The sequence below is a fragment of the Sorangium sp. So ce381 genome, assembly GCF_051473845.1.
Classification (GTDB): Bacteria; Myxococcota_A; Polyangia; order Polyangiales; family Polyangiaceae; genus Sorangium; species Sorangium atrum.
The window spans coordinates 5,414,131-5,440,718 of the sequence record NZ_CP150336.1 but is presented as its reverse complement, the minus strand read 5'-3'; the positions used below and the strand labels follow the sequence as shown (position 1 = coordinate 5,440,718).

22 protein-coding genes are annotated in these 26,588 nt (G+C 70.5%); 8 read left to right on the top strand and 14 right to left on the bottom strand.

Annotated elements, in window-relative coordinates:
* The first annotated feature begins 113 nt into the window (after positions 1 to 113).
* Entirely contained in the window at positions 114 to 3,752 is a 3,639-nt protein-coding gene (gene dnaE / locus WMF29_RS20440; protein WP_437330444.1) for a DNA polymerase III subunit alpha, read from the top strand.
* Here dnaE and WMF29_RS20435 read toward each other — a convergent pair.
* The 5 genes from WMF29_RS20435 to WMF29_RS20415 all read right to left on the bottom strand — a co-directional run bounded on the left by WMF29_RS20435 (position 3,745) and on the right by WMF29_RS20415 (position 7,857).
* On the bottom strand, positions 3,745 to 4,746 hold the full coding sequence (locus tag WMF29_RS20435; protein WP_437330443.1) for an AAA family ATPase: 1,002 nt from the start codon (positions 4,744 to 4,746) through the stop codon (positions 3,745 to 3,747). The genes dnaE and WMF29_RS20435 overlap by 8 nt on opposite strands.
* 68 nt (positions 4,747 to 4,814) lie before the next feature.
* Positions 4,815 to 5,426, bottom strand: coding sequence for a D-glycero-alpha-D-manno-heptose-1,7-bisphosphate 7-phosphatase (locus tag WMF29_RS20430; protein ID WP_437330442.1), 612 nt, complete (start codon positions 5,424 to 5,426; stop codon positions 4,815 to 4,817).
* A 7-nt stretch (positions 5,427 to 5,433) separates the two neighbouring features.
* Positions 5,434 to 6,054, bottom strand: a complete 621-nt coding sequence (locus WMF29_RS20425) for a D-sedoheptulose-7-phosphate isomerase (protein WP_272099478.1) — start codon at positions 6,052 to 6,054, stop codon at positions 5,434 to 5,436.
* A 64-nt stretch (positions 6,055 to 6,118) separates the two neighbouring features.
* A complete protein-coding gene (locus WMF29_RS20420) occupies positions 6,119 to 7,114 on the bottom strand; it encodes a GHMP family kinase ATP-binding protein (protein WP_272099477.1) in 996 nt (331 codons plus the stop codon).
* Positions 7,111 to 7,857, bottom strand: a complete 747-nt coding sequence (locus WMF29_RS20415) for a nucleotidyltransferase family protein (protein ID WP_437330441.1) — start codon at positions 7,855 to 7,857, stop codon at positions 7,111 to 7,113. The genes WMF29_RS20420 and WMF29_RS20415 overlap by 4 nt, the downstream gene beginning before the upstream one ends.
* Before the next feature lie 122 nt (positions 7,858 to 7,979).
* On the opposite strand from WMF29_RS20415, the gene WMF29_RS20410 reads away from it, so the two are divergent.
* The 6 genes from WMF29_RS20410 to WMF29_RS20385 all read left to right on the top strand — a co-directional run bounded on the left by WMF29_RS20410 (position 7,980) and on the right by WMF29_RS20385 (position 12,878).
* Positions 7,980 to 8,252, top strand: a complete 273-nt coding sequence (locus WMF29_RS20410) for a hypothetical protein (RefSeq protein ID WP_272099474.1) — start codon at positions 7,980 to 7,982, stop codon at positions 8,250 to 8,252.
* A 344-nt stretch (positions 8,253 to 8,596) separates the two neighbouring features.
* A complete protein-coding gene (locus tag WMF29_RS20405; protein WP_437330440.1) occupies positions 8,597 to 9,175 on the top strand; it encodes a hypothetical protein in 579 nt (192 codons plus the stop codon).
* Between the two features lie 347 nt (positions 9,176 to 9,522).
* On the top strand, positions 9,523 to 10,098 hold the full coding sequence (locus tag WMF29_RS20400; protein WP_437330439.1) for an ATP-binding protein: 576 nt from the start codon (positions 9,523 to 9,525) through the stop codon (positions 10,096 to 10,098).
* Positions 10,095 to 10,661, top strand: coding sequence for a SpoIIE family protein phosphatase (locus WMF29_RS20395; protein ID WP_437330438.1), 567 nt, complete (start codon positions 10,095 to 10,097; stop codon positions 10,659 to 10,661). Before WMF29_RS20400 ends, WMF29_RS20395 begins: the two co-directional genes overlap by 4 nt.
* A gap of 7 nt (positions 10,662 to 10,668) precedes the next feature.
* Positions 10,669 to 11,232: an STAS domain-containing protein gene (locus tag WMF29_RS20390; RefSeq protein ID WP_272099466.1), complete on the top strand. Its 564-nt coding sequence runs from the start codon at positions 10,669 to 10,671 to the stop codon at positions 11,230 to 11,232.
* A 140-nt stretch (positions 11,233 to 11,372) separates the two neighbouring features.
* A complete protein-coding gene (locus tag WMF29_RS20385; protein ID WP_272099464.1) occupies positions 11,373 to 12,878 on the top strand; it encodes an HAD-IG family 5'-nucleotidase in 1,506 nt (501 codons plus the stop codon).
* Positions 12,879 to 12,920: 42 nt separating this feature from the next.
* Here WMF29_RS20385 and dusB read toward each other — a convergent pair whose 3' ends face one another.
* Positions 12,921 to 13,907, bottom strand: a complete 987-nt coding sequence (gene dusB / locus WMF29_RS20380) for a tRNA dihydrouridine synthase DusB (protein WP_437330437.1) — start codon at positions 13,905 to 13,907, stop codon at positions 12,921 to 12,923.
* Positions 13,908 to 14,391: 484 nt separating this feature from the next.
* Between dusB and WMF29_RS20375 the strand changes: the two genes are divergently transcribed.
* Positions 14,392 to 15,990 (top strand): serine/threonine-protein kinase, encoded by a 1,599-nt coding sequence (locus tag WMF29_RS20375; protein WP_437330436.1) that lies wholly within the window; start codon positions 14,392 to 14,394, stop codon positions 15,988 to 15,990.
* Positions 15,991 to 16,572: 582 nt separating this feature from the next.
* Here the strand turns inward: WMF29_RS20375 and WMF29_RS20370 are convergent.
* The 8 genes from WMF29_RS20370 to WMF29_RS20335 form a co-directional block, all read right to left on the bottom strand.
* A complete protein-coding gene (locus WMF29_RS20370; RefSeq protein WP_437330435.1) occupies positions 16,573 to 17,094 on the bottom strand; it encodes a hypothetical protein in 522 nt (173 codons plus the stop codon).
* A gap of 913 nt (positions 17,095 to 18,007) precedes the next feature.
* Entirely contained in the window at positions 18,008 to 19,072 is a 1,065-nt protein-coding gene (gene leuB / locus WMF29_RS20365; RefSeq protein ID WP_437330434.1) for a 3-isopropylmalate dehydrogenase, read from the bottom strand.
* Entirely contained in the window at positions 19,069 to 20,715 is a 1,647-nt protein-coding gene (gene cimA, locus WMF29_RS20360; protein WP_437330433.1) for a citramalate synthase, read from the bottom strand. The genes leuB and cimA overlap by 4 nt, the downstream gene beginning before the upstream one ends.
* 83 nt (positions 20,716 to 20,798) lie before the next feature.
* On the bottom strand, positions 20,799 to 22,493 hold the full coding sequence (locus WMF29_RS20355; RefSeq protein WP_437330432.1) for a 2-isopropylmalate synthase: 1,695 nt from the start codon (positions 22,491 to 22,493) through the stop codon (positions 20,799 to 20,801).
* Positions 22,494 to 22,527: 34 nt separating this feature from the next.
* Entirely contained in the window at positions 22,528 to 23,541 is a 1,014-nt protein-coding gene (gene ilvC, locus WMF29_RS20350; RefSeq protein ID WP_437330431.1) for a ketol-acid reductoisomerase, read from the bottom strand.
* A gap of 93 nt (positions 23,542 to 23,634) precedes the next feature.
* Entirely contained in the window at positions 23,635 to 24,183 is a 549-nt protein-coding gene (ilvN, locus tag WMF29_RS20345) for an acetolactate synthase small subunit (protein ID WP_012236361.1), read from the bottom strand.
* A gap of 137 nt (positions 24,184 to 24,320) precedes the next feature.
* Complete coding sequence (gene ilvB, locus WMF29_RS20340) at positions 24,321 to 26,030, bottom strand: biosynthetic-type acetolactate synthase large subunit (RefSeq protein ID WP_272099449.1); 1,710 nt, start codon at positions 26,028 to 26,030, stop codon at positions 24,321 to 24,323.
* A gap of 93 nt (positions 26,031 to 26,123) precedes the next feature.
* A complete protein-coding gene (locus WMF29_RS20335; RefSeq protein ID WP_437330430.1) occupies positions 26,124 to 26,564 on the bottom strand; it encodes a hypothetical protein in 441 nt (146 codons plus the stop codon).
* Positions 26,565 to 26,588 lie beyond the last annotated feature (24 nt).

Genomic DNA, 26,588 nt, shown 5'->3' with positions numbered 1-26,588 from the left:
GCGAGCGCTGGTGGATTGTCCCGACGCCTCCCGCTCTCGCTCGCCGCGCCCTCTCCCCGATTACCGGTCTTTCCCGACTACCACCACGATGAGAAGCCACCTGGAAGCCTGCTGTGACCGCTGAGTTCATCCACCTCCACGTGCATTCGCAGTACTCGCTCCTCGACGGCTCGCTGCGCGTCAAGGACCTCGCCGCACGCGCCAAATCGCTGGGAATGCGCGCCGTCGCCCTGACCGACCACGGGAACATGTTCGGGGCGATTCAGCACTACAAGGCCTGCAAGGACCAGGGCATCGGCGCGATCATCGGTTGCGAGGTCAACGTGGCCCGCAGCTGGGGCGCGTCCGCGGGGCAGGTGTCGCGCTCGGGCGTGGACGAGACGCCCGTCGATCACCTCGTGCTGCTCGCCGCGTCCGAGGAGGGCTACAAGAACCTCGTCCGCATCGTCTCCAAGGGGCACGTCGATCCCGCGAGCGGGCTCGCGCCGAGCGTGCGGCTCGACACGGTGGCGCAGTACAGCGCGGGGCTCATCGGCTTGACCGGCTGCATGGGCGGCGTGGTCGCCCAGCGGATCCTCGAGCAGGGCGAGGGGGAGGGGCGCGAGGCGCTCAGCCGGCTCAGGGACTGCTTCCAGCCGGGGAGCCTCTACGTCGAGCTGCAGGACCACGGGCTGGTCGAGCAGTCGGTGCTCAACGGCATCCTGGCGCGGGCGGCGGGCGATCTGGGGCTTCCGCTCGTCGCGACCAACGACGCGCACTTCGGCGCGCGCGAGGACGGCGAGGGGCAGCTCTACCTGTCGTGCATCGCGGCCAACCGCACGTTCGCGGAGGCGAGCGCCGCGCACCACGGCAGCTTCGAGATGTTCCTCAAGCCCGCCGACGAGATGATGCACCTGTTCCGCGACCACCCGCAGGCGGTGCGCTCGACGCTCGAGATCGCCGAGCGGTGCTCGACGCTCAAGCTCAAGCTCGGCAAGCCGATGCTCCCGACGTTCCCGCTGCCGAGCGGGTTCGCGGACTCGGCGTCGTACTTCCGGCACGTGGCGCACGACGGCCTCACGAAGCGGCTCGCCCAGATCGCGCAGACGGGCAGGAGAGTGGACGAGGCGACCTACCGCGCGCGGCTCGACGTCGAGCTCAACGTCATCGTTCAGATGGACTTCCCAGGCTACTTCCTCATCGTCTGGGACTTCATCAAGTACGCCAAGGACCACGGCATCCCGGTCGGGCCGGGCCGCGGCTCGGGCGCGGGCTCGCTCGTCGCCTATGCCATGGAGATCACCGATCTCGATCCGCTGCCGTACAACCTGCTGTTCGAGCGCTTCCTGAACCCGGAGCGCGTGAGCATGCCGGACTTCGACGTCGATTTCTGCATGGACCGGCGCGACGAGGTCATCTCCTACGTCACCAAGAAGTACAGCAAGGAGGCCGACAAACCCTCCGTCGGGCAGATCGCGACGTTCCACGAGCTCAAGGCGCGGAGCGTGATCAAGGACGTCGCGCGGGCGATGGCGTTCCCCGCGAACGAGGCGCAGAAGATCGCGAGCCTCATCCCGCAGAAGAGCCCGGGGATCATGTACACGATCCCGGAGGCGCTCGACATCGAGCCGAAGCTCAAGGCCCTCAAGGAGAGCGATCCCACGGTCGCGGAGCTCCTGAAGCAGGCGCAGAAGCTCGAGGGGCTGACGCGGCACGCGGGCATGCACGCCGCCGGCGTCGTGATCAGCGAGGGGCCGCTCTGGGATCACGTCCCTTGCTTCAAGAACGGCGAGCAGCTCGTCACGCAGTACTACAAGGACGACGCCGAGCTGGCCGGGCTCGTGAAGTTCGACTTCCTCGGGCTGAAGACGCTCACCGTCATCGACATCGCGGTGCGGCTCGTGAACGCGCGGCCGGACCTCGCGGACAAGGAGGGCAAGCGCTTCGACGTGAACACGGTGCCGCTCGACGACACCGCCACCTACGCGCTCCTCCAGTCGGGCGAGACTACGGGCGTGTTCCAGCTCGAGTCGAGCGGCATGCAGCAGCTCTTCAAGGACCTCAAGCCGGACGCCTTCGAGGACATCGTCGCCGCCGTGGCGCTCTACCGGCCCGGTCCGCTCGGCACCGGCATGGTGAAGGACTTCGTCGACTGCAAGCACGGCCGCAAGCCGATCGAGAAGATGCACCCGCTCGTCGACGAGCTCCTCCAGCCGACGTACGGCGTCATCGTCTACCAGGAGCAGGTCATGCAGATCGCCCAGAAGCTCGCGGGCTATACGCTCGGCGGCGCCGATCTGCTCCGGCGCGCCATGGGCAAGAAGAAGCCCGAGGAGATGGCGAAGCAGAAGGCGACGTTCGTCGACGGCTCGCTCAAGAACGGGGTGAAGGGCGAGGACGCCGAGCGCATCTTCGGGCTCCTCGAGTACTTCGCGGGCTACGGCTTCAACAAGAGCCACTCGGCGGCGTACGCGCTGCTCACCTACCAGACGGCGTACCTCAAGGCGCATTACCCGGTCGAGTTCCTCTGCGCGCTGATGACCGCCGACCGCGACAAGATCGAGAAGGTCGTGCGGATCATCGCGGAGGGGCGCGCGTGGGGGGTCGAGATCCTCCCGCCCGAGATCAACGAGTCCAAGACGGACTTCACCGTCGTCTACAGCGCGAAGCCGGCGACGAACGGCAAGCGCATGGCCGGCACCCGCCGCGGAGGCTCGCGGGTGAGGGACCCGTACGACCCGAAGATCCGCTTCGGAATGGGCGCGATCCGCGGCGTCGGCGAGTCGGCGCTCGAGGCGATCCTCGAGGCGCGGGACGCGGGCGGCGCGTTCGCGGATCTGTTCGACTTCGCCGAGCGGGTCGATCCGCGGCGGGTCAACAAGGGAGTGTTCGAGGCGCTCGTGCAGTGCGGCGCGTTCGACGCGAGCCTGAACGCGCGCGGCATCTCGCGGGCGAGGGCGTTCGCCGGCATCGACAGGGCGCTCGAGCGCTCGCGCTCCGCGAGCAAGGAGCGGAACAGCGCGCAGATCGGCCTGTTCGCGGCGGTGGCGTCCAAGAGCGAGGTGAGGCTGGACGATTACCCGATGACCGAGGACTGGGATCTGCGCGAGACGCTCTCGCGGGAGAAGCAGTCGCTCGGGTTCTACGTCTCGGGGCACCCGCTCGATCGGTACGGCGTGGATCTGAACCGCTTCGACGTGACAGCGGTGAGCGCGCTCGCCGGCATGGATGCCTGGGCCAGGGTGCGCGTCGGCGGGATGGTCGAGGGCTACCGCGAGCGCATCTTCAAGGGGGGCGGCGGAAAGATCGCGTTCTTCGTGCTCGAGGACACGACGGGCCGGGTCGAGGTCAAGGTGCGCGAGAAGCAGATCGAGAGCTACGCGGACCTCTTGAACCGAGGGGAGCCGGTCCTGATCTCCGGGAAGATCAGCTTCCCGATGGTGGACGAGGGGGCCGAGGAGGCCGAGGCCGCGCCGCGCGAGCCGACCCTGCTGCTCGACGAGGTGCAGCCGCTCGCCGACGCCATCCTCGCGCAGACCCGGAGCGTGGCGATCACGCTGAAGTCGCGCAGCGCCAGGCGCGAGCACATCGATCGGCTCGGGGCGCTCCTGCGGGCGAGCCCCGGGGTGTGCCCGGTGCAGCTCGTGATCCAGCTCGACGACGGGGCAGAGGCGGTGCTGGCGCTGGGGCGCGATCTCCGCGTCGAGCCCAACGACGCCATGCTCGGGCGGCTCGAGAAGCTGTTCGGCGAGAAGGTGGCCGAGCTCAGGTAGCCGGCTCGCCCGCGCCCGCGTGCTCGGCGGCCCGCACGAGGGCGCCGAGCTTCGCCTCCGCGTCGCCGCGGTCGCTCTGGTGCTTGAGCAGGACGCCGAGCGTGTCGCGCGCGATCTCCGGCGTCACCGCGCGCTTGCCGAGCAGGAGCAGCGCGCGGGTCCAGTCGATCGTCTCGCTGATCGCGGGAGACTTCCGCAGATCCATGGCCCGCAGGGCGCCGACGAACGCCACGATCTGCGCCGCGAGGCGGGGCTCGATCCCCGGGAGGGCGACCTTCAGGATGGCGACCTCGCGCGACGGCGGCGGGTAGTCCAGGAACGCGTGCAGGCACCGGCGGCGCAGCGCCTCGGTCATCTCGCGCGTCGCGTTCGTCGTCAGCAGGACGAGCGGCGGGCGCGCGGCGCGGATCGTGCCGAGCTCGGGGATCGTGACCTGCATGTCGGAGAGCACCTCGAGGAGGAACGCCTCGAACTCAGGGTCCGCACGATCGACCTCGTCGATGAGCAGGACGACCGGCGCGGCGCTCCGGAGCGCCGCGAGGAGCGGGCGCGCGATCAGGAAGTGCTCGCTGAAGAACGAGGCCTCGCTGCCCGCGATCGCGCGCGCAGCCGCGGCGAGGCTCGCCGCGCCGGCGATCTCCTTCGCGACGGCGTCGCGCAGCAGCTGCGTGTAGAGCATCTGCTTCGCGTAGTCCCACTCGTAGAGCGCCTTCGCCTCGTCGAGGCCCTCGTAGCACTGGAGCCGGATGAGCCCTCGGCCGAGCGCCTCGGCGGCGGCGCGGGCGAGATCGGTCTTGCCGACGCCCGCCGGCCCCTCGAGCAGGAGCGGCCGATCCATCCGGAGGGCGAGCCAGAGCGCGAGCGAGGTCGACGGATCGGAGATGTAGCGGGCCGCCGAGAGGCGGGCATCGAGCTCGGCCGCCGTGGCCGGGGTGTCGTCGCGGGCGCCCCGATCGTCGAGCGCGCCGCCGTCGTGATCCGGAGGAGGCGTCACGGCGGGACGGTAGCACACCGCGCGCGGGCTATCGGGCGGCGCGGCGCGGCGTGGCGCGCCAGAGCCCGCTAGCCGCGCGGCTCGGCGAGGATCTCGGCGGCCAGGAGATCGAGGCGCGGCGCCGCGCGATCGGGGCACGGGAGATCGGCCTCGCCGCGGAGCGGGCACAGCTCGCAGCGGCGTCCATCCATGATGAGGCCCGCCCGCATGCCCGCCGCGCGTGCGGCCGCCACGTCGCTCGGCGCGTCGCCGATCATCCAGCTCGCCGCGGCGTCGAGATCGAGATCGCGCGCGAGCGCGGTGAGCATGCCCGGCTTCGGCTTCCTGCAATCGCACGGGCCGATGAGCGCCGGATCGCCGCCCGGCCCGCCCTCGGGGTGGTGCGGGCACACCGCGAGCGCCGCGATCGCGACGCCGGCCTCGCGGAGCCGATCGACGAGCGCGCGGTTCGTGCGCTCGATCGCCCCCCACGGGACCTGGCCCTTCGCCGCGCCGGGCTGGTTGGTCGCGATCGCCAGCAGGAACCCGGCACCCGCGAGGCGCCGCAGCCCCTCGAGTACGCCGGGGAGGAGGCGGATCTGATCCGGATGAAACGCCGTCACGACGACGCCGAGCTCGGGATCGCGCACCACGTCGATGAGCGTGCCGTCGCGGTCGAGCAGGATCCCGCGCCTCGCCATGCGGCGCTCAGCTCTCGGCCACGAGCTGGAGGAGCCGCTCGCAGATGAGGTGGTGGTAAACCTCGTGGAAGCCCTCCACGTGCGGCGTCGACGTGTAGCCCGCCCGCGTCCTCGGCACGATCACGCTGGCGTCGGCCATCTGGCGCAGGGCGCCGCCGTCGTAGCCGACGAGCGCGACCACCTTGGCCCCCGCCTTCTTCGCGAAATCCGCGGCGGCGACGAGGTTCTGCGACCACGGGCCGGCGCGATCGGCGCCCGAGCCGCCGTGCACGCTCAGGCACACGAGCACGTCGCCCGCGACCACGCGGCCGTCGAGCTGCTCGAGGAAGATCCGGTTGAAGCCGACGTCGTTGGTGAGGGCGCTGAGGAGCGCCGCGTTGTCGCAGAGCGAGGTGCACTTGAAGCGCCGCTTGCCGTCGACCCACGTGAACTTGGCGATGTCGCAGGCGAGGTGGCTCGCGTTGGCCGCCGAGCCGCCGTTGCCGCACGTGTAGATGGTGCGATCGCTCCTGTACGCATCGAAGAGGATCTCGATGACGCGAGCCATGTCGTCGGGGCTCGTCGCGAGGGCGATCTCGGACGTCTCGCGGAGGTACTTTTCGACGAAGTCGTGCGTGCTCTGAGGCATGGCCGATCTATAGCCAGAGTCCCGCTGAAATGCCCAGCAGGAGGGGGCGCGCCGGCGCGCCCGCTCACGATCGGTGCAGGTTCGCGACGATGCGCGCGCCGTCGAGATCGAAGCGGAAGCGCAGGACGCGCAGGCCCTTCGCGGCGAGCGCCTCCAGCACCCGGCGCCGCTCCGCCGGCCGGACGTAGAACATGAAGAAGCCGCCGCCGCCGGCGCCCATCAGCTTGCCGCCGAGCGCCCCCGCGCCTCGAGCGATCTCGTAAATCTCGTCGAGGACCTCGTCGGTCATCTTGGACGCGAGCTTACGCTTCTGGGTCCAGTGAGCGTGCAGGAGCTCGCCGTAGTCGTCGAGCCTGCCCGTGACGAGGATGCGGTGCACGTCGCGGCCGATCTCCTTGATGCGGTGCATCCGCTCGACCACCTCGGGCTCCAGGTCTTGCAGCCGCCGGCCCTGCTCCGAGAGCACGATCCTGGCCGGCCTTTCGACGCCGCTCCACACGATGAGCAGGTTGCTCTCGAGCTCGTCCAGCACCTCGTCGCGGACTGGGACGGGCTCGACGTGCACCGAGCCGTCCGGAGAGAACGTGAACGCCGTGACGTTGCCGTAAGCGGCGATGTACTGGTCCTGCTTGCCGATCGGCTCTCCGAGGCGCTCGATCTCGATGGAGCAGGCCTCGCGGGCGAGCTGCTCGGACGACACGAAGTCGCGCTTGTACGCGTGCAGGGCGTTGAGGAGGGCGACCGTGAACGAGCTCGACGAGCCGAGGCCCGAGTTCGCGGGGAGATCCGCGACGCTCGTGAGCTCGATCGAGTGCTCGATTCCCAGCATCCGGAGCGCTTCCCGGAAGATCGGGTGCTCGATCGCGTCGACCGAGGGGACGATCTCGGTCTTGGAGTACGCGAGGCGGATGTCCCGGTGGAAGCGCTTGTTGGCCGTCACGTAGATGTACTTGTCGATGGCGGCCGACACGAGGTAGCCGCCGAAGCGGCCGGAGTACGCAGGCAGATCGGTCCCGCCGCCGCCGAGCGAGAAGCGGACCGGAGCGCGAGAGACGATCATCCCCGCGCCTCCGTCGCGGCCGCGGTCGCGAGCGCGGCCTCGAGATCGCGGAGGCCCTGCTCCGAGCCGATCTCGTAGAAGCGCGCCGCGACCGCGAGGGCCCGGAGGCGGCCGCGCGCCGCGAGGTCGCGATGCACCACCTCGAAGCCGAGCGGCGCGTCGGCTGGCAGCGCCTCGACGACCTCGCGGCGGAGCGCGGTCGCGCCGTAATCGATGTGGTCGAGCGCAGGGTCCGACGGCGCGCCCGCGCGCCGCTTCTCGTAACGCACCACCAGATCGCCCGATATCGCGGCGTTCGACGCGTCGAACCGACCCTCGTTCCGGTACACGGCCATCGTGCCGAGCGCGCCGGGGTGTGTGCAGAGGTCCCGGAGCGGGGCCAGGTAGTCGAAAGGGAGGTAGGAGTCGCCGTAGGTCATGAGGAACACAGGAGCCAGCTGGGGCAGCGCGCGGCGCAGCGCGCCGGCCGTGCCCAGGAGATCGGGGCCGTCGTCGGCATAATGGAGCGGCAGACCCGCGAACCGGTCGCCCATCGCCTGTCGGATGGCGTCGCCGAGGTGACCCACGCAGAGGACCACCTCGGCGAAGCCCGCCGCGGCGAGCCGCTCGAGGAGCCACGCCCCGAACGGCCGACCGGCCACGGGCAGCAGGAATTTCGGGGTGCGCTCTGTCCGGGGGCGCATCCGGGTGCCGAGCCCGCCGGCGAGGATCACGGCTTGAGGGGGTGAGACGTCGGCGCGCACGGGCAGGACCTACCACAGACGACGGCTGTCTTCGGGGCGTCTCCAGCGCTCCCCGCAGGCGGCTCGGAGAAAACATCGCCACAAACTGTACGGCCGTTCAGGCGGCGGTTACGGTGCGCGCCATGACCAACAAGGACCTCGCTCCGCATCTTCTCCGGACGCTGGTTGCCCTCCAGAGCGAGGGCAAGACGGTGACCCTCGACACATTGACCACGGCCCTTCAGGTGCGCCGGACCGACGTCCGCCGGGCGATCACCGCCCTGCACCGCGAGGGGTATCTCGACGTCCTTCACATGCGGCTGACGCTCCGCGGGCTCGCCCTCGGCGCGGCCTTTGCGGCGTCGCAGCTTCGCCCGTTGCGCCGCGCGTCGCTCCGCGCTGTCAAGGCTGCTTGAGCACACCCGCAGGGCCGCCCCCCTGGCGTGGCCGCGAGCGGCGAGTCGACCTCTGCCCGAGCGCGAGGGTCATGTGTGCGGACGGAGGGGCCCGACATGATCTGTCGATGCGTTTCAGAACTTGCCAGCAATTCATTTGATAAAACGGCAAATTCACAGCGGACGCGCGCGGCCCCAGCGAGGGATCCGGCGCCCGGTCGCGAGCGCCGACCGGCGCAGGAACGCCTGGTTTCTCCGGCCTGTGCGGGCCACTGTGCGTGGAAGACGTTGACATTCCGGGGGATTCATGAGACGGCGGCTGCGTGATATCCGATGTCGAGATCGAGAATGAGATTCGTGCTTCCGTGGCCGAGTTCCTGGAGGGCATGAGAGCGCTGGTCCGTAAGGACGTTCTCCGGGCCGCTGCGCAGTACCTGCAAGTCGACATCAGCGTCGCAGGGATATCGACCGGGCCGGCCGCGACTCCCGCCAAGCCGGTCCGCAAGGCCGAGCGCGCTCCGGCGCCGAGCCGCCCGGCCGCACCTCCGCGCAGCGCCCCGTCGCCCAAGACGCCGACGCGCGCTGCGCCGCGCAAGAAGGCAGCCGCGCCGCGGACGACCGGTGGTGGCGCGCGTCCGGCCGCCGCTCCGCCGAAGGCGCGCGCCGCGCGCACCCCGGCGCCCGCCGTCGCGGCCCCCGTGAAAGCCGCCGAACAGGCCGCTCCGGCGAGCCCGGTGAGCTTGCCGTCCGGGAGCTCCGGGGACGAGATCGCCGAGGCGCTGCTCGCCCATGTGGAGATCGAGCCTGGGCAAGGGATCGACGACCTTGCGTTGGCGATGGGAACCCCTGCAGCGGAGCTCCAAGAGCCGCTCAAGAAGCTCCTCGCGGAGAACAAGATCACCGAGGAGCTGCGTCAAGGCCAGACGTCGTACTACCCGGCCTGAGCGACATCGATGGGCCGGCCAGCCAGGCACGAGCGTTGCTTGGATCCGGCCGCACGTTGCCTGGATCCGGCCGCGCATTCGTTGGAGCCGACCGTAGACCGTCCGGTCGGCGCGGGCACGGGCCAGGCGACGCCGTGCGCGATGCAGACGACGGACCGACCGAGCCCTGCTGGCGCTGACCGGCCGGAGCCCGGCGTTTTCCGCGTCACAGCTGGCGAACCCGGCGATGCCGTCGCCGCGTACTCGACGCGGACCCAGGGCCCCGGTACCCTGCCGGTCCAGGCGCTTTCCGGATGACTCCCGCGCACGAACAGATTCTCAACGTCCTGCTCGGCTATCTCTCGGCGATGAACGCAGAGGGAGTCCTGCTCCGGGCCATGCGGGAGGCGGAGATCCAGCCCGAGGAGTTCTCGCTCGAGGACCTCCCCGACATCCTTCCGAGCATCGAGCGCCGAGCCCGTCTCTATGTCGATCCGACGCGGCTCGGTCGGCTCAGGTCGGAAATTTCGGCGATTGGCGGCGATCGGCCTTCTCGGCGCTCGAAGGTCATGGCCATCAACGTCGAGGCCGACATCAGCGAGGCGCGCCTGAGCGCGAAGGCCGTTTGCGATGCGGCCGGCGCAAAGAGCTTCACGTCGCACAAGGTCGCGACCATCGTCAGCGAGCTCGCGCGAAATATCGTCCACTATACCCCTGGAGGGACGATCGAGCTCGCGGTGCAGCGCGACAGCCCGGTCCGCTTCCTCATCGTCGCCGTGGATGAGGGCGCAGGCATCCAGAACCTGCAGGAGATCCTCGCCGGGCGCTACAAGAGCAAGACCGGTATGGGGCGCGGCATCATCGGGGTCAAGCGGCTGGCCGATCGCTTTCATATCGACTCGGGGCCGAAGGGCACGCGGGTGGAGATCGAGGTCCACCTGTGAAGCTCTCCGTGGAGTACGCGATCCTCCCCAAGGACGGAGAGCTCGTGAGCGGCGACGCCGCGTTCGTGCGGGCCGGGGAGGACGGCGTCCTCTTCGCGGTCATCGACGCCCTCGGCCACGGCGAGCACGCGGCGGCCGCGGCGAACGTCGCGCTCAAGGCGCTCGCCGACGCGCCGAGCGGCGAGGACGTCCGCGCCCTCGTCGATCGTCTCCACGTGCGGCTCCGCGGCACCCGCGGCGCCGCCGGCATGATCTGTCGCTTCCGGGAGGGGCGGCTCCAGGGCTGCGGCATCGGCAACGTCGAGCTGATGTCGCACGGCACGCGCGTCCAGTGGCTCCAGAGCCCGGGCATCCTCGGCGCATCGCTCAGCAAGGTCCGGATCTTCGATGCGCAGCTCGCGCGGGGCGACCGTCTCGTCGTGTTCACCGACGGGGTCTCCCCTCGCTTCGATCTATCGCTGTTTCGTGGAATGAAGGCCGCGGATGCCTGCCGCGCCCTCATGAGCCGACACCGGCGCTCGCACGATGACTCAACGGTCTTGATCGCCGACATCGAACCTTAGGATGACCATGGAGCTCAAGCGCCTTCCGATCATCAACCTGTGGGACCGGATCCTGGTGCCCATCCAGGGGGACGTGACCGATGACCTCGCGGAGCAGCTGAACACCGAGGTGCTGCGGGCCATCCACGAGAGCGGCGCGAAGGGGCTGGTCATCGATCTCACGGCCGTCTGGATCATGGATAGCCACCTGTGCGCGGTGCTCTCGAACCTTGCCTCCGCCGCGCGGCTCATGGGCACACCGACCATCCTGTCCGGGCTGAGCCCCGAGATAGCGATGACGCTCCAGGCCATGGGGGTCGAGCTCGAGGCCGTGAAGACGGCGCTGACGCTCGAGCAGGCGCTCACGATGCTCGGGCTCGAGGTGCGCAGGGCCGAGGCGCGCGACGAGGACGACGACGAGGACGACGACGACCTGTTCGACGACGAGGACGAGGACGACGAGGACGACGACGGGTGGGAGGCGGACGACCGCGGCGACGCCCGCCGATCGCCGACGAACGGGCGGTCACCTCGGCCCACGACGAGCCTCGATCGGCGGCAGAGCGGGAAGAGCCGGCTCAGGCGCCGCTGAGGCCGAGCGTGCGCGTCTACGTCTACGACGCCATCGACACGCCGAACGCGCCCGCCTGACGGCAGGGTGACGGTGATTGTCCGGGTGGGCAACGCCGTGGGTCCCTGGTATGCCTCACGACCGCTCTCCGGGCGATCACCATGGACAAGCTGGATTGCCTCGCCGCCCCGCCGCCCAAGCAGCGGGGGATCTTCTGCAACCGGACGCTGAATCTCCGTTCGATCAAGGCGATCGGATACGACATGGATTACACGCTGATCCACTACCGGGTGGAGGCGTGGGAGCGTCGGGCCTATGAGCACCTCCGGCACCTCCTGGAGAGCGAGGGCTGGCCGGTCGGGGACCTGACGTTCGAGCCGGACCTCGTGATCCGAGGGCTCATCCTGGACACCGAGCTCGGCAATCTGCTCAAGGTGAATCGGTTCGGCTACGTGAAGCGGGCCTACCATGGCACGAAGCCGATCGACTTCGAGACACAGCGCGCGACGTACGCGCGGACGATCGTCGACCTCGCGGACGGGCGCTACGTCTTCCTGAACACGCTCTTCTCGCTCTCGGAGGGGTGCATGTACGCGAAGCTGGTCGATCTGCTCGATCAGCGCCGGCTGCCCGAGGTGCTCGGCTACAGCGATCTCTATCGCCGTGTGAAGGATCGCCTCGACGCGACGCACATGGAGGGGCAGCTGAAGGCCGAGATCATCGGCGATCCGGACCGGTTCGTGCTGCTCGATCCGGAGATCCCGCTCACGCTGCTCGACCAGAGGGAGGCGGGCAAGAAGCTCGTCCTGATCACGAACTCGGAGTGGGTCTACACGCGCGCGATGATGAGCTACGCGTTCGACCGCTTCCTGCCGGGCGGCATGACGTGGCGCGACCTGTTCGACGTGGTCATCGTCTCCGCGCGAAAGCCGGAGTTCTTCTCGAGCCGCAGCCCGCTCTTCGAGGTGGTCACGGAGGACGGCCTCCTGCGCCCGGCCGGCCGGCTGCGCGTGGGCGGGCACTACCTGGGCGGCAACGCGGGGCTCGTCGAGCACCACCTGGGGCTGTCCGGCGACGAGATCCTCTACATCGGCGATCACATCTATGGAGATGTGCATGTGTCGAAGAGCGCCTTGCGGTGGCGCACGGCGCTCATCATCCGGGAGCTCGAGGACGAGATCGTCGCGATCGAGGAGGCGCGCGGGGCCGAGGCGCGCCTCGATCTCTGGATGCGGGAGAAGGAGGACGCCGAGCGCGTCTATGCCAGGCTGCGCCTGGAGCTCCAGCGGATGCGCGCCGGCTACGGGCCGGTCTCCGGGGCGACGGAGGGCGAGATCCAGGTGAAGATGAACGAGCTCAAGGCGAGCCTCGCGGCGCTCGACGCGCGGATCGCGCCGCTCGCGAAGGCGTCGGCCGAGACGTTGAACCCGAGGTGGGGGCTGCTCCTCCGCACGGGCAACGACAAGAGCCACCTGGCCCGGCAGATCGAGCGTTCGGCGGACATCTACACGTCCCGCGTCTCCAACTTTCTCCTGGCGACGCCTCACGTGCTGCTCCGCTCGCACCGCGGGAGCCTGCCGCACGATCCCATGGGCGCACCGCCGGGCGCCGAGCGGCAGAACGGAGAGCCCGCCCCGGTCGACGACGCGACGCCCGTGGGCATGTAGGCGGCGCCGGCGCCGGCGCCGGCTTGCCGCGCGGCGGCGGCCTCAGGCCGCGAGCCGCTGCGCGGCGCTGTCGAGGATGTCGAGGCACCCCGACAGGCTGTCGCAGAAGAGCAGCTCTCGCCGGAGGGCCGACGCGCCGGGGAGGCCGCGGAGGTAGCCGGTCAGGTGGCGTCGCGTCACGCGCACGCCGTGCGGCTCGCCGCGCGCCTCGGTGTTCGCGATGAGGTGCGCGCGGCACAGGGCGAGCCGCTCCTCGGCCGTCGGCGGCGGGAGGTGCACGCCATCGTCGAGGAGGGCCCGGGCCTCGCGGAAGATCCAGGGGTGGTCGATGGCGGCGCGGCCGACCATCACGCCGGCGCAGCCCGTCTCGCGGAGGGCGCGGGCCGCGTCGTCGGCGGTCTTGATGTCGCCGTTCACCACGACGGGGATGGACACGACCTCGCGCGCCCGGGCGGCCCAGCCCCAGTCGGCGGCGCCGCTGTGCCCCATCTGGGCCGTGCGGCAGTGGATCGTGAGCGCGGCGACGCCGGCGTCCTCGAGGCGGCGCGCGAGGTCGACGATCGGCATATGGGACTCCGGTCCCCAGCCGATGCGCGTCTTCACGGTGACCGGGAGCGCGACAGAGCGCGTCACGAGGCGGGCCATCGCCACCATCGCCTCCGGATCGCGGAGCCAGCCCGCGCCCGCGCCTCGACCGGCGATCTTCGGCACCCAGCAGCCGCAGTTGATATCGAGGAACGCCGGCCCGGCCTGCTCGGCGACGCGCGCGGCCTCGGCGAGGCGCTCCGGGTTGGCGCCGTAGATCTGGATCGCCGTCGGCTGATCGCCGTCGGCCAGGGCGAGCTTGCGCCGCGCGGTCTTGCACCCGCGCAGCAGCCCCTCGACGTTGACGAACTCCGTCACGCACAGCTCGGCGCCGAGCTCCCGGCCGATGCGGCGGAACACGGCGTCCGTCACGTCCTCCATGGGCGCGAGGACGACGGGGCGGCTTGCGAACAGCCGGCGAAAGCTTTCGGGCGAGAGCGGCACGGTGGCGAGCTTTCAAGCATGGATCCGGCCGGTTGACCAGGGCGACCGCCTCGGCACGAGGCGCAAGGGCCCGCTGAGCTCGAGCCCGCGGCGTCGAGGCGCGAGCGGCGTCGCGGCTGCCCAGGGCCGCGGGCCGGCGGCCGAGGCGAGAGCGAGACCCCAGGCGCCCCGGTCACCTCTCCGCGCTTCGGCGTCCCGTCACGCCGCTCCCCCGAGGCGCTGACAGGATTCATGACCTCGCGGGCTTGTGTGCGCAGGGTGGACGAACACGGCATGTGGGGCAGCGAACGGTCATGTTGGTACGAGATCCGGGGTGGGAGACGGCGGGCACCGCAGCCCGGCGTCGTGGCCGAGGAAACCAGCCGCGCGAGAAGCCAACAACGCTCGCTTGACGTTCGGCGTGGCTCTGGCGACCCTCGAGATTGCCATGAAGCGTGCGCTGCTCCGAGAGGCTCTCCGCGCTGAGCGATCGGCCGCGGCGCGCATGCTCAGAGAGCGCGAGACTCGCGCGCTCGGCACGCGGCGCAGCGCAACGGGCGCCCACGACACCGAGAGCGTCCGCCGCGCGGTCCGCCGCGCTTTCCGGGTCGCGCTCTGGATATGGCCCGCGTTCACGCTTGTCGACATGTTCATGGCGACCGTGCTGTACCCCGCGGCGCCGGTGTGGCGCTGCATCGTCCTGCGCGTCGTCGAGCAGGCGCTCTCCCTGGCCGTGTACCGGCTCTCGGGGCGCCCGACGCTCTCGGGGCGCGTCGTGCTCCTCGGGTACGAGGCCGCGTTCCTCACCGCCGCGATCTTCATCTCGCTGATGGCGCTCGATTTCGGCGGCCTGACGAGCGCGTACATGCACGGGCTCTCCATCGTCGTGCTGCTCCGCACGGCGCTCGTCCCCGCGCCGTTCAGCAAGGCGCTCCTCGCCTCCGCGCCGATGTTCCTCGCCTTCCCGGCGACGATGGGCATCGCCGCGATCTTCTCCCCGTCGATCCAGGCGGCGTGGCTCGATCCGACGACGCTGCTCACGGCCGCGAGCCATTACATCTTCGTCCCCGCCTCGGGGGTGATCGGGGCGCTGTCGAGCCACGTCGTGTGGGCCGCGCAGCAGCAGGTCTATCAGGCGCGCAAGCTGGGGAGGTACCGGCTCGAGGCGCCGATCGGCAAAGGGGGGATGAGCGAGGTCTGGCTCGCGTGGGACGAGACGCTCCACCGCGACGTCGCCCTCAAGCTCCTGAGGACGCGAGACGCGCCGGACCCCGCGGTGCCGAAGCGCTTCGAGCAGGAGGCGCACGCGGCGAGCAAGCTCAGCGATCCGCACACCATCCGGATCTTCGATTTCGGAGCGAGCGACGACGGCATCTACTACATCGCCATGGAGCACCTGCGCGGGGCCGATCTCGCCGCGATCGTGCGCAGCTACGGCCCCATGCCCGTGGCGCGCGCCCTGCGCTTCGCCTTGCAGGCCTGCCGCTCGCTCATCGAGGCGCACGAGGCAGGGATCATCCACCGGGACATCAAGCCGCAGAACCTCTTCGTCACCCGCGTGGGCGACGATCACGACTTCCTCAAGCTGCTCGACTTCGGGGTCGCGCGGATGGTCGAGGGCGGCCGGGACGCCGAGCTCACGAACAGCGGTATGCTCTGCGGGACGCCGGCCTATATGGCGCCGGAGGTGTGTCGCGGTGATCGGGCGGACGCGCGCAGCGACATCTACTCGCTCGGGGGCACGCTCTACTTCCTGCTCACCGGGGAGCTGCCGTTCGAGGGCTCGTCGTCGGGGCAGCTCTTCGTCGCGCACATGACGAAGGCCCCCCACGCGCCGTCGGTGCGGCGCGGCCCGACCGTCCCTCGCGCGGTCGATCGCCTCGTCCTGCGGTGCCTCGCCAAGGACCCGCGCCACCGTTTCCAGAGCGCGCGCGCGCTGTTCGATGCGCTGCTCCCGCTGCTCGACGAGTCTGCCTGGACGGCGGCCGACGCGGAGCGCTTCTGGGTGACCGAGCGCGCGGAGAAGCTCGGCCGCCCGGAAGCGCCGCTCGAGCGCCCCACGACGGCGCGCGGGGGCTCGACGCGGACCGCCTCCGCCCGATAGAGCCAGCGCGCCGTCGCGCCGCGCCGGCGACCGCGCGGTATCGACGCTGCACGGTAGAAGCGCATCGAAGCGGCGCGGAAACGCACGAGAAGCTGCGCTTTCGGATCATTCAATGTAGGAGATGAGGATCGATGTCGAGCGTGGGTTGAACGTGCCTCGGCCGCTCCGATTCGCCATGGTTCATGGCGGCAGCGCCCCGATCTCGGTGAGGAGGAGCGATGTCGACTTTGACTACCTCACCTGCATGGGGGTCATGTGGTGGTGCTGCATGAGGCCCCGCTTCCTCCTACGCTGCGCCCCGAGCCTCGCCGAGGCCGACGCCTGAGCCCGGAGTACCCCGGACCGCTCGCAGACCCGTGCGGGCGATCCGGGGGCACCGTGGTGGCGGTCGAGGCTCCGTCCGCGGCCGCGTGAGGGAGCTTCGACCCGTCAGGGGGCCCGTCGCTTCATCGCCCGCTCATGACCCCTTGCCGGCGCCTCGCCATGGCGAGGACCGAGCCGCGGCGGCGCCGCAGGGGGCGCGGAGCGAGCGTCAGCAGGGCTCCCCGTCATGCGGGTAGCCGTGATGGCGAGCGCGGCACGCTACCAGCCGCAGCCGCCCCAGCCGCCGCAGCCGCCGCCCCAGCCGCCCCAGCCGCCGCCCCAGCCCCAGGGCCGGCCCCAGCCGCCCCAGCCGCCCCAGCCGCCCCAGCCCCAGGGCCGGCCCCAGCCGCCCCAGCCCCAGGGCCGGCCCCAGCCGCCCCAGCCGCCGCCCCAACCCCAGGGCCGGCCCCAGCCGCCCCAGCCGCCGCCCCACCAGCGCGCCGCATCGGGCTTCTCGCTCGTCGAGCCGGGGTCCGCGGCGCCGACATCGGGCGCGCCGGGGGCCGGCGCGCTGGCGCTTGCTGCGCTGGGGTCCGTCGCTCTCTCGTCCATCGCCGGATTCGCGCTCGACTCCTGATCAGCGGAATCCGTCTCGGCCTGGAACGCCTGCTTCGCCTCGTCGGTCTCGCTCATCACGTCGTCGGTGGGCGCGTCCGACGTCGCCGCCTCGGCCATGCAACCTGCCGCAGAGAGGGCCGTCGAGAGGGCGATGAGCGATGCGAACTTCGTCAATTGGCTCATGTTCCCGTTCTCCTGTGCACATCAATCCATGTCGAATGGAGTCATCGCCCGTCATGGCGACGAGCGTTGACACGCGGGGACCTGAGATCCCCCGCCGCACGATCATGTGTGGTGTCCGGGAGGTGATGTCGATTACCCCATAAAGGACACCTGAGACACCATGGACGCTTTCTGCGAGGTCGGCGGCGCGCGGAGAGGGCAGCATCGCGCGCTCCTTCCGCGAGGGCGCGAGGCGCGGCCGCGCGGCGTTCACCGGCCCCCGCGCCCTCCGGTGGGGCCGCGCGCTCTGCGCTGATCCCGCGCGCCGGGCGCAGCGTCATCGCTCTCGCTGGCCAGCGCGGAGGAGCGCAGGCGCGCCGGACTGCGATGCTGGCGAGGACCGGCCCCGGGAGGGCCTGTCCTCATGAGGCTGCGATGGTGGTGCCTGGAAAGTGAACAGCTCGATCAACGGAGATGGAGCGGATGGCGCGGAGCACCCAGGCGCTTGCCGCGAGGGATCGCCGCGCGGCAGGCGCAGCGCGCGGCGAACGCGGCTTCATCAAGGCTCGCGCGACCGTGTCGTCCGCCCGGATCTCCAGCGTGAAGGCGATGAGGAGATTTCCGCAACTGCGCCTTCGGAGCACATGCGCTCGCGGTTCGCACCGGAGAGGGTCAGGCCCATCGTCGAACCAGCCGACGGCGCGCCACGTCCCGTCCTGGTCGATAGTCGGGTGCGAAGACCGGTGGATTCGAGCGAAAGAAACGCGGTGGACTGGACGACGTGGGAGCAACGCGCAGGAGCGGCCCGCGAAGGGGCCTTGTGTCCACGCGTCGATGGCTGCGAAGGGAAGGGGCGCGAAGAGCGCGAGCGCGCCGTCGATGCGCGAGGCGAGCTCCGTGGAGGGGCTCGCCCGAGGCCGCCTGGAGGGAGCGCTCAGCCCGCGAGCTTCGCGCGGACCGCGTCGCCCATCCCCTGGGTCGACAGCTTGCCGCCGAGGTCCGCCGTCCGTGCGCCGCCGGCGATGGCCTGCGCCACCGCGCGCTCGAGCACGGCCGCCTCCTTGTCGAGCCGAAGCGAGTGCCGGAGCAGCATCGCGGCGCTCAGGATCGTCCCGATCGGGTTGGCGATCCCCTTGCCGGCGATGTCGGGCGCAGAGCCGTGGATCGGCTCGTAGACACCGCGCGTCCCATCGCCCAGCGACGCGCTCGGACAGAGCCCAAGCGAGCCGGCGAGCACGGCAGCCTCGTCGGTCAGGATGTCGCCGAACATGTTCTCGGTGACGATGACGTCGAACGCCGCGGCCGAGGTGATGAGCCGCATCGCGCACGAGTCGACGAGCTGGTGCTCGATGCGGATCTCCGGGTGGCGGGCGGCGACCTCGGTCGCCACCGTGCGCCAGAGCCGCGACGACTCGAGGACGTTCGCCTTGTCGACGGACGTGACGAGGCGCCTGCGCGACGACGCGAGGCGGAACGCGAGCTCGACGACGCGCTGGATCTCCTCGTCCGTGTACTCGAGCGTGTCGACAGCGCGCCGGCGCCCGTTCACCTCCTCGCGGATGCGCGGCTTGCCGAAGTAGAGCCCGCCCGTCAGCTCACGGACGACCAGGATATCGACGTCCGCGAGCCGCTCGGCCTTGAGGGGAGAGGCCTGGATGAGCTCCGGGAACAGGCGGATCGGCCGCAGGTTGGCGTACAGGCCGAGCCCCTGACGCAGGGCGAGCAGCCCCTGCTCGGGGCGGACGCTCGCGCTCGGGTTGTCCCACTTGGGGCCGCCGACGGCGCCGAGCAGGACGGCATCCGCCGCGCGGCACGCGTCGAGCGTCTCCTGCGTCAGCGCCGTGCCGGTCGCGTCGATCGCGCACCCGCCGATGAGGTGCTCCGAGTAGCTGAAGCTGTGGCCGAACTGGGCGGCGACAGCGTCGAGTGTGGCGCGGGTTTCGGCGACAACTTCGACGCCGATGCCGTCGCCGGGCAAAAGAACGATATTGGCCTTCATGCGACCTCGCTGGCAGGCAACGTGGATGTGAACTGCTGCGGCTCTCTCGCTGCGAGCGTGAGCCCATACTCGATCCCGTCCGCGAGCGCATGCCAGGACGCATCGATGATGTTGGTCGACGCGCCGACGGTGCTCCACTCGCGGTGCGCGTCGCGGCTGTTGATGAGCACGCGCGTCGTCGCCGAGGTGCCGTCGCGTCCGTCGAGGATGCGCACCTTGTAGTCGACGAGCTGGATGTCACGCACGGCCGGGAACACGGGCGCGAGCGCCTTGCGGAGCGCGCCATCGAGCGCGTTCACGGGGCCGGATCCCTCGGCCGCCGTGATCACCACCTCGTCGTCGACCGCGATCTTGATCATCGCCTCGGCGAAGGTGCCGACGCCCTCGCGCTGGCCCGCGATGACCTTGAAGTCGAGCAGCCGGAACGGCGGCTTGTAGCCCGGCGAGCTCCGGCGGAGCAGGAGCGCGACGGACGCTTCGGCCGCCTCGAACGACGAGCCGCGCGCCTCGCGCTCCTTGATCTGCTCCAGCACCTCGACCTCGGCGCCCGTCGGCACATCGAGCCCGAACTCCTCGGCCTTGCTGAGGAGGTTGCCGCGGCCCGACAGCTCGCTGACCACGGTCCGCATCGCGTTGCCCACGAGCGCGGGATCGATGTGCTGGTAAGACGCAGGCTCGCGCCGCATCGCCGCGACGTGAACGCCGCCCTTGTGCGCGAAGGCGCTCCGCCCGACGTAGGCCATGTGATCGTCGGGGGAGAGGTTCGCCACCTCGGCGACGTAGTGCGAGAGCTCGGTGATCCCGCGGAGCGCCCCGTCCGGGAGCGCCCGGAGGCCGAGCTTGAGCTCCAGGTTCGGGATGATCGCGCAGAGGTTCGCGTTCCCGCAGCGCTCACCGTAGCCGTTGATCGTCCCCTGGACGTGGCGGGCGCCCCCGCGCACGGCGGCGATCGAGTTGGCGACCGCGCACTCGCCGTCGTTGTGGGCATGGATCCCGAGCGGGTGGCCCAGCGCCGCCTTCATCTCGGCCACCACCGCCTCGATCTGCCAGGGCATCGAGCCGCCGTTCGTGTCGCAGAGCGTGACCACCTCCGCCCCGCCGCGCACGGCGGCGCGGAGCGTCTCGGTCGCGTACGACCTGTCGAGCGCGAACCCATCGAAGAAGTGCTCGGCGTCGTAGATCACGCGGCGGCCGTGCGCGCGCAGGAAGGCGATGGTCTCCTCGATCATCCGGAGGTTCTCGTCGAGCGTCGTGCGCAGCACCGCCGTCACGTGCTGGACCGAGCTCTTGCCGAAGATCGTGCAGACGCTCGTCCCGGCGGCGAGGAGCGCGCGGAGCCCGGGGTCGTCCTCGGGGGCCAGCGAGGCCCGGCGCGTCGAGCCGAACGCGGCGATCTTCGCGTGCTTCCACTCGATGTCCTTCGCCCGCTCGAAGAACTGCGCGTCCTTCGGGTTCGAGCCAGGCCACCCGCCCTCGATGAAGGCCAGGCCGAACGCGTCGAGGTGGCGCGCGATATGCAGCTTGTCCTCGCACGCGAGCGAGATGCCCTCGCGCTGGGTGCCGTCCCGTAGCGTTGTGTCGTAGACGTCGACGCGGTCCGCGGGGCGGGCGCCCTGCTCCGCGCCGTTATGAGGCGGATTCATAAGATTCGACTTCCTTCGTGCAGCGAGATCGGGTCGCCGAGCTCGTCGCCCCTCGGGGGGCCTCCTGCGCTCGGCGCACGGCCCTACCTCGCGGTCTCGACGGCGGCGCCGTGGCCGCTCTGGTTGCTCTCTGACGCCCCCGCGTCGTCCTTGGGCTCGACGCCGTAGGTCGCGAGGAGCCGGTTCAGGGCGGTGAGGTATGCCTTCGCGCTGGCCACCAGGATGTCGGTGTCAGCGCCGTGGCCGTGGAAGACCCGCGCCGCGGCGTCGTGCTGCGGGTGCCGCTTGTTCGACGTCGCGTCCGCCCGGACGCGGACGCTCACCTCGCCGAGCGCGTCGATGCCCTCGGTCACCGCGTGCACCGAGAACTCGAGGAGGCTGCTCGGCACGCGGACGATCTCGTCGATCGCCCGGTAGGCGGCGTCCACCGGCCCGGTGCCGATCGCGGCGCGGACGTGCAGCGCCCCGTCCGGCCCGCGCAGGCGGACCGTGGCGGTGGGCATGCCGGTGGTCCCGCAGGCGACCTGGAGCGCGTCGAGCGTGTAGAGATCGTCGGCCTGCGCCCGCGTGGTCGAGACGATCGCCTCGATGTCGGGATCGGTGACGTGCTTCTTCTTGTCCGCGAGCGCCTTGAAGCTGGCGAACGCCGCCGCGAGCTGGGCCTCGTCGAGGTGGTAGCCGAGCTCCTCCAGCCGGTTGCGGAGCGCGTGCCTGCCCGAGTGCTTGCCGAGGACGAGCCGGGTCTGCGTCACCCCGACCATCTCCGGCCGCATGATCTCGTACGTCTCCTGGTGCTTCAGCATCCCGTCCTGGTGGATGCCGGACTCGTGCGCGAAGGCGTTGGCGCCGACGATCGCCTTGTTCGGCTGGACGTTGAAGCCGGTCGCCGCGCTGACGAGGCGGCTCACGGTGGCGATCTGGGTCGTGTCGATCCCGGTGCGCAGCCCGAAGACGGCCCGGCGCGTCGCGAGCGCCATGACGATCTCCTCGAGCGCGGTGTTGCCGGCGCGCTCGCCGATGCCGTTGATGGTCACCTCGGCCTGGCGCGCGCCCGCGCGGATGCCCTCCAGCGCGTTGGCCGTCGCGAGCCCGAGGTCGTTGTGGCAGTGGACCGAGACGATGGCGCGGTCGATCCCCGCCACGTTCTTGCGGATCCCGGCGATGAGCGCGCCGAACTCGCTCGGGATGGTGTACCCGACCGTGTCCGGGATGTTGAGCGTGGTGGCCCCGGCGGCGATCGCGGCCTCGAGCACCTGGTAGAGGAACTCCGGCTCGCTCCGGCCGGCGTCCTCGGGGCTGAACTCCACGTCGGCGCACAGGTCGCGCGCGTACGCGACCATGGCCCGCACGCGGTCGAGCACCTCGGTCCGGGTCATCCGGAGCTTGTGCTTGAGGTGGATGTCGCTCGTGGCGAGGAAGGTGTGGATCCGCGGGTGCGCGGCCCGAGCGACGCCCTCCCACGCCTTGTCGATGTCGACCTTGGTGGCGCGGGCGAGGGCGCAGATGATCGGCGGGGTCGCGGCCGGGCGGCCGGGGACCGCGGCCGCGCCCACGCGCTCGGCGATCGTCTGGACGGCGAGCAGATCGTCGGGGGAGGCGGCGGGGAAGCCCGTCTCGATGACGTCGACGCCGAGCTTCGCCAGCGCGAGCGCGATCTCGAGCTTCTCCGACGACGTCATCGTCGCGCCCGGCGACTGCTCGCCGTCGCGCAGCGTCGTGTCGAAGATGCGGACGTAATCGGACGGGGGCATCGCTTGATTGGCAATCATCTCAGGCATGGTGTTCTCCGCCGCCTCCCACGAGTGGAGAGGCTCAGTCGCCGGGCTTGATGGTGACGGGATCGATGAACGGCATCATCTTGCGCAGGTTGGCGCCCACGATCTCGAGCCGCTGCTCCCGCTCCTTCGCCCGCGTCGCCTCGAACTTCGGCCGGCCCGCCTCGTTCTCCGCGATCCACTTGCGCGCGAACTCGCCGCTCTGGATCTCGCCGAGGATGCGCTTCATCTCCTCGCGCGTCTTGTCGGTGATGACCCGCGGGCCCGACACGTAGTCGCCGTGCTCGGCGGTGTCGCTGATCGAGTACCGCATGTAGTTGAGGCCGCCGCGGTACATGAGGTCGACGATGAGCTTGAGCTCGTGCAGACACTCGAAGTACGCGATCTCCGGCTGGTAGCCGGCGTTGACGAGCGTCTCGAACCCTGCCTTCACGAGCTCGCTCGCGCCGCCGCAGAGCACCGCCTGCTCGCCGAAGAGGTCGGTCTCGGTCTCCTCCGCGAACGTCGTGAGGAGCACCCCGGCGCGCGACGCGCCGATGCCCTTCGCGTAGGCCAGGGCCTGGGCCTCCGCCTTGCCGCTCGCGTCCTGGTGGACGGCGAGGAGGGCCGGGACGCCGCCGCCGGCCTCGAACGTCTCGCGCACCCGGTGGCCAGGGCCCTTCGGGGCGATCATCGACACGTCGACCGACGGGGGGGGCGTGATCGTGTTGAAGCGGATGTTGAACCCGTGCGCGAACATGAGCGTCTTGCCCGGGCCGAGGTGCGGCGCGATCTGCTCGTTGTAGATGCGCGCCTGCGACGTGTCGGGGGCGAGGATCATGATGACGTCGGCGGCCTTCGCGGCCTCGGACACCGTGGCCACCTGCAGCCCCGCGGCCTGCGCCTTGGGCCGGCTCTTGCTGCCCTCGGGCAGGGCGACGATCACCGTGACGCCGCTGTCGCGCAGGTTCAGCGCGTGCGCGTGCCCCTGGGAGCCATAGCCCACGATCGCGACCTTCTTGCTCTGGATGAGCGAAAGATCCGCGTCGTTATCGTAAAAAATCTTAGCCATCTCTCTCTCCTTACAACCGGGACCCGCACCTCGCGGCTCCCGTCCTTCACGTCATTCACGTCTGGCGCGCGCTATTTACACCGTCTTGCGCCGTCAGGAGGCGCCGTTCTCGGCCGTGCGCACGGGGATGGAGTCGAACCTGGCCTCGGCCTCCTCGGCGCCGCGGGTCATCACGATCATCCCTGTCCGCACCATCTCGATGATCCCGAAGGGGCGGAGCACCTCGAGCAGGCCCTCGATCTTGTCGCCGGTCCCGGTGATCTCGATGGTCAGCGCCTCGGGGGCGACGTCGACGGTGCGCGCGCGGAACACCTCGCAGAGCTGGAGCACCTGCGCCCGGCTCGTCGCGTCCGCCTTCACCTTGATGAGCGCGAGGTCGCGCGCGACGGAGGCGGTGTGGGTGACGTCCCGGACCCAGAGGGTGTTGACCAGCTTGTAGAGGTTCGCCTCCAGGCGCCGCGCCCCGTCCTCGTCCGCCTCGAGGACCAGGGTCAGGCGCGAGATCCCGGCGATGTGGGTGCGCCCGACGCTCAGCGACTCGATGTTGTAGGCGCGCCGCCGGAAGAGGGACGCGACGCGGTTGAGCACGCCGGGGCGGTCTTCGACGTAGGCGATGAACGTGCGCAGGATGGGTCGATCCATGGATGCCTCTTGAAAGTCCCTCTTGTCTATGGTGCGCGCGGCTCCAGCCGCGGCGCGCTCGGGCGCGCCCCGCCCGTCCGACGGGCGCACGCTCACGCTGGAGCGCGCGCCCTGGGCGCGTGGGTCTACGGGCGCGTTCACGGATCCTCCCCGGTCTCCACGATGGGGCTCGGGCGCCGGATCATGTCGTTCAGGTCGGCGCCGGCGGGGACCATCGGATAGACGCTATCCTCCTGCTCGACGCGGAAGTCGACCACCACGGTGCCCGGCGTGGCGCGGGCGCGCTCCACGGCGCCGGCGATCTCCTCACGCTTCGTGACGCGGATGCCCGTCAGCCCGTGGGCCTCGGCGAGCTTCACGAAATCCGGGCTGCGCATCGGGGTGGCCGAGTAGCGCCGGTTGTAGAAGAACTCCTGCCACTGCCGCACCATGCCGAGGTAGCCGTTGTTGATGACGGCCACGTGGACCTTGAGCCCCTCCTGCGCGCAGGTCGAGAGCTCGCACGCGGTCATCTGGAAGCCGCCGTCGCCCACGACCACCCAGATCTCGTCCTCCGGCTTCGCGAAGCGCGCGCCGATCGCCGCCGGCAGGGCGAAGCCCATCGTGCCGAGGCCGCCGGAGGTGACGAGCTTCCGCGGGTGATCGTGCTTGTAGTACTGCGCTTCCCACATCTGGTGCTGGCCGACGTCGGTTACCACAAGCGCCTTGCCGTCGGTGAGCCGCCAGAGGTCGTGCATCACGTGCGCGGCGTACAATTTATCGTTGTACGGCAATTGTTGAATGTCACGGACCGCCGAGTCGCCCTTCAGCAGGTTGATGCGCTCGACCCACGGGCCCCGGTTGCGCTGCTTGCACCCGGGGATGAGCGACAGGAGCGTGTCCCGGACGTCGCCGATGAGGCCCACGTCGACCTTGACATTCTTGTTGATCTCGGACCGGTCGATCTCGACGTGGATCTTCTTCGCCTTCACGGCGTAGGTCTTGAGGTTGCCGGTCACGCGGTCGTCGAAGCGCATCCCGAGCGCGATGAGGAGGTCGGCCTCCTGGATGGCGTTGTTCACCCACGCCTCGCCGTGCATGCCCATCATGCCGAGGCTGAGCGGGTGCGTCGCCGGGAAGCCCCCGAGGCCGAGCAGCGTGGAGGCGACGGGGATCCCCGTCTTCTCCACGAAGGAGAGGAGCTCGCGCGTCGCCTCCGCCCTGACGATGCCCTGACCAGCCAGGATGAGCGGCCGCTCGGCCTCGTCGATGAGGTCGATCGCCTTCTCGATGTCCGTCTGGACGGCGTGCTGCGAGGGGCGGTAGCCGGGCAGCCGGACCTCGCCCTTCGGCGGCTCGAAATCGATCGACGCCTGCTGGGCGTCCTTGGTGATGTCCACGAGCACGGGGCCCGGGCGGCCCGAGCGCGCGATGTAGAACGCCTCGCGGAGGGTAGGAGCGATGTCCTGGACGTCGGTCACCAGGTAGTTGTGCTTGGTGATGGGCAGGGTGACGCCCGTGATGTCCGTCTCCTGGAAGGCGTCGGTCCCGAGCAGCTTGGACGAGACCTGCCCGGTGATACAGACGATGGGCGAGGAGTCGAGCATCGCAGTCGCGATCCCGGTGACGAGGTTCGTCGCGCCCGGCCCCGAGGTGGCGACGCAAACGCCGACCTTGCCCGAGGCGCGGGCGTACCCGTCTGCCATGTGCGACGCGCCCTGCTCGTGCCGGACGAGCACATGGCGGATCGGGTAGCCGAGGATCGTGTCATAGGCGGGCATGATTGCGCCGCCCGGATAGCCAAAGACCACGTCCACGCCTTCGCGGACGAGGACTTCCCAGATAATCTGTGCACCGGTTCGTTTCATAATTCCCGACTCCATCGAGTCACGCGGGTGAAGGTGGGGCCCATGGGGGCGCCTTGGCCGCGGGGTTCTGCCGTTTCTCAGAGGCTCAGCTACTTAGGCGATCGCGCGCTGCAGATCCTCCCGAGGGCCGCCGCCGCTGCTCTCCTCGCGGCGGAGCGCGTCGAGCACCCTGCGCGCGTCGTCGAGCGACACGACGCGCGAGCTGCTCGGTGCGCTCGCCGGCTTGGCGCGCTGGTCCACGTTGGAGCGAGCGGAGGGCGGGTCAGCATGGAACTCGAACGAGGCCTCCGCGGCGTCGCCGTGCGGGCGCGCGCCCTTGAGGTGCGTCGAGGAGCGCTGGGGCGCGCGGACGGCGCCCCCGCTGGCTCGGGCGCGGATCTCGTCGACGAGCGCCTCGAACTCCTCTCGCACGGCGCTCGACGCGACGGGCCCCCCACATCCCGCTGCGACGAGCTCTGCGAGCTCCGCGATGCGCTGGTCGACGGCCTCGATAGAGGCGTCCTCCCGATTCTTCCTCGAATGTTCCTTGCTCACCTGATCCTCCTTCGACGACGGCTG

Bases quoted from the DNA above. Each gene is read 5' to 3' on its own strand.
- ilvC (WP_437330431.1), bottom strand. From the start codon at position 23,541: ATGGCTAAGATTTTTTACGATAACGACGCGGATCTTTCGCTCATCCAG.
- WMF29_RS20355 (WP_437330432.1), bottom strand. From the start codon at position 22,493: ATGCCTGAGATGATTGCCAATCAAGCGATGCCCCCGTCCGATTACGTC.
- WMF29_RS20430 (WP_437330442.1), bottom strand. From the start codon at position 5,426: ATGGCGAGGCGCGGGATCCTGCTCGACCGCGACGGCACGCTCATCGAC.
- WMF29_RS20400 (WP_437330439.1), top strand. From the start codon at position 9,523: ATGAACGCAGAGGGAGTCCTGCTCCGGGCCATGCGGGAGGCGGAGATC.
- leuB (WP_437330434.1), bottom strand. From the start codon at position 19,072: ATGAAGGCCAATATCGTTCTTTTGCCCGGCGACGGCATCGGCGTCGAA.
- cimA (WP_437330433.1), bottom strand. From the start codon at position 20,715: ATGAATCCGCCTCATAACGGCGCGGAGCAGGGCGCCCGCCCCGCGGAC.
- WMF29_RS20370 (WP_437330435.1), bottom strand. From the start codon at position 17,094: ATGAGCCAATTGACGAAGTTCGCATCGCTCATCGCCCTCTCGACGGCC.
- WMF29_RS20410 (WP_272099474.1), top strand. From the start codon at position 7,980: ATGACCAACAAGGACCTCGCTCCGCATCTTCTCCGGACGCTGGTTGCC.
- WMF29_RS20425 (WP_272099478.1), bottom strand. From the start codon at position 6,054: ATGCCTCAGAGCACGCACGACTTCGTCGAAAAGTACCTCCGCGAGACG.
- WMF29_RS20390 (WP_272099466.1), top strand. From the start codon at position 10,669: ATGGAGCTCAAGCGCCTTCCGATCATCAACCTGTGGGACCGGATCCTG.
- ilvB (WP_272099449.1), bottom strand. From the start codon at position 26,030: ATGAAACGAACCGGTGCACAGATTATCTGGGAAGTCCTCGTCCGCGAA.
- WMF29_RS20375 (WP_437330436.1), top strand. From the start codon at position 14,392: ATGCTCAGAGAGCGCGAGACTCGCGCGCTCGGCACGCGGCGCAGCGCA.
- WMF29_RS20385 (WP_272099464.1), top strand. From the start codon at position 11,373: ATGGACAAGCTGGATTGCCTCGCCGCCCCGCCGCCCAAGCAGCGGGGG.
- ilvN (WP_012236361.1), bottom strand. From the start codon at position 24,183: ATGGATCGACCCATCCTGCGCACGTTCATCGCCTACGTCGAAGACCGC.
- WMF29_RS20420 (WP_272099477.1), bottom strand. From the start codon at position 7,114: ATGATCGTCTCTCGCGCTCCGGTCCGCTTCTCGCTCGGCGGCGGCGGG.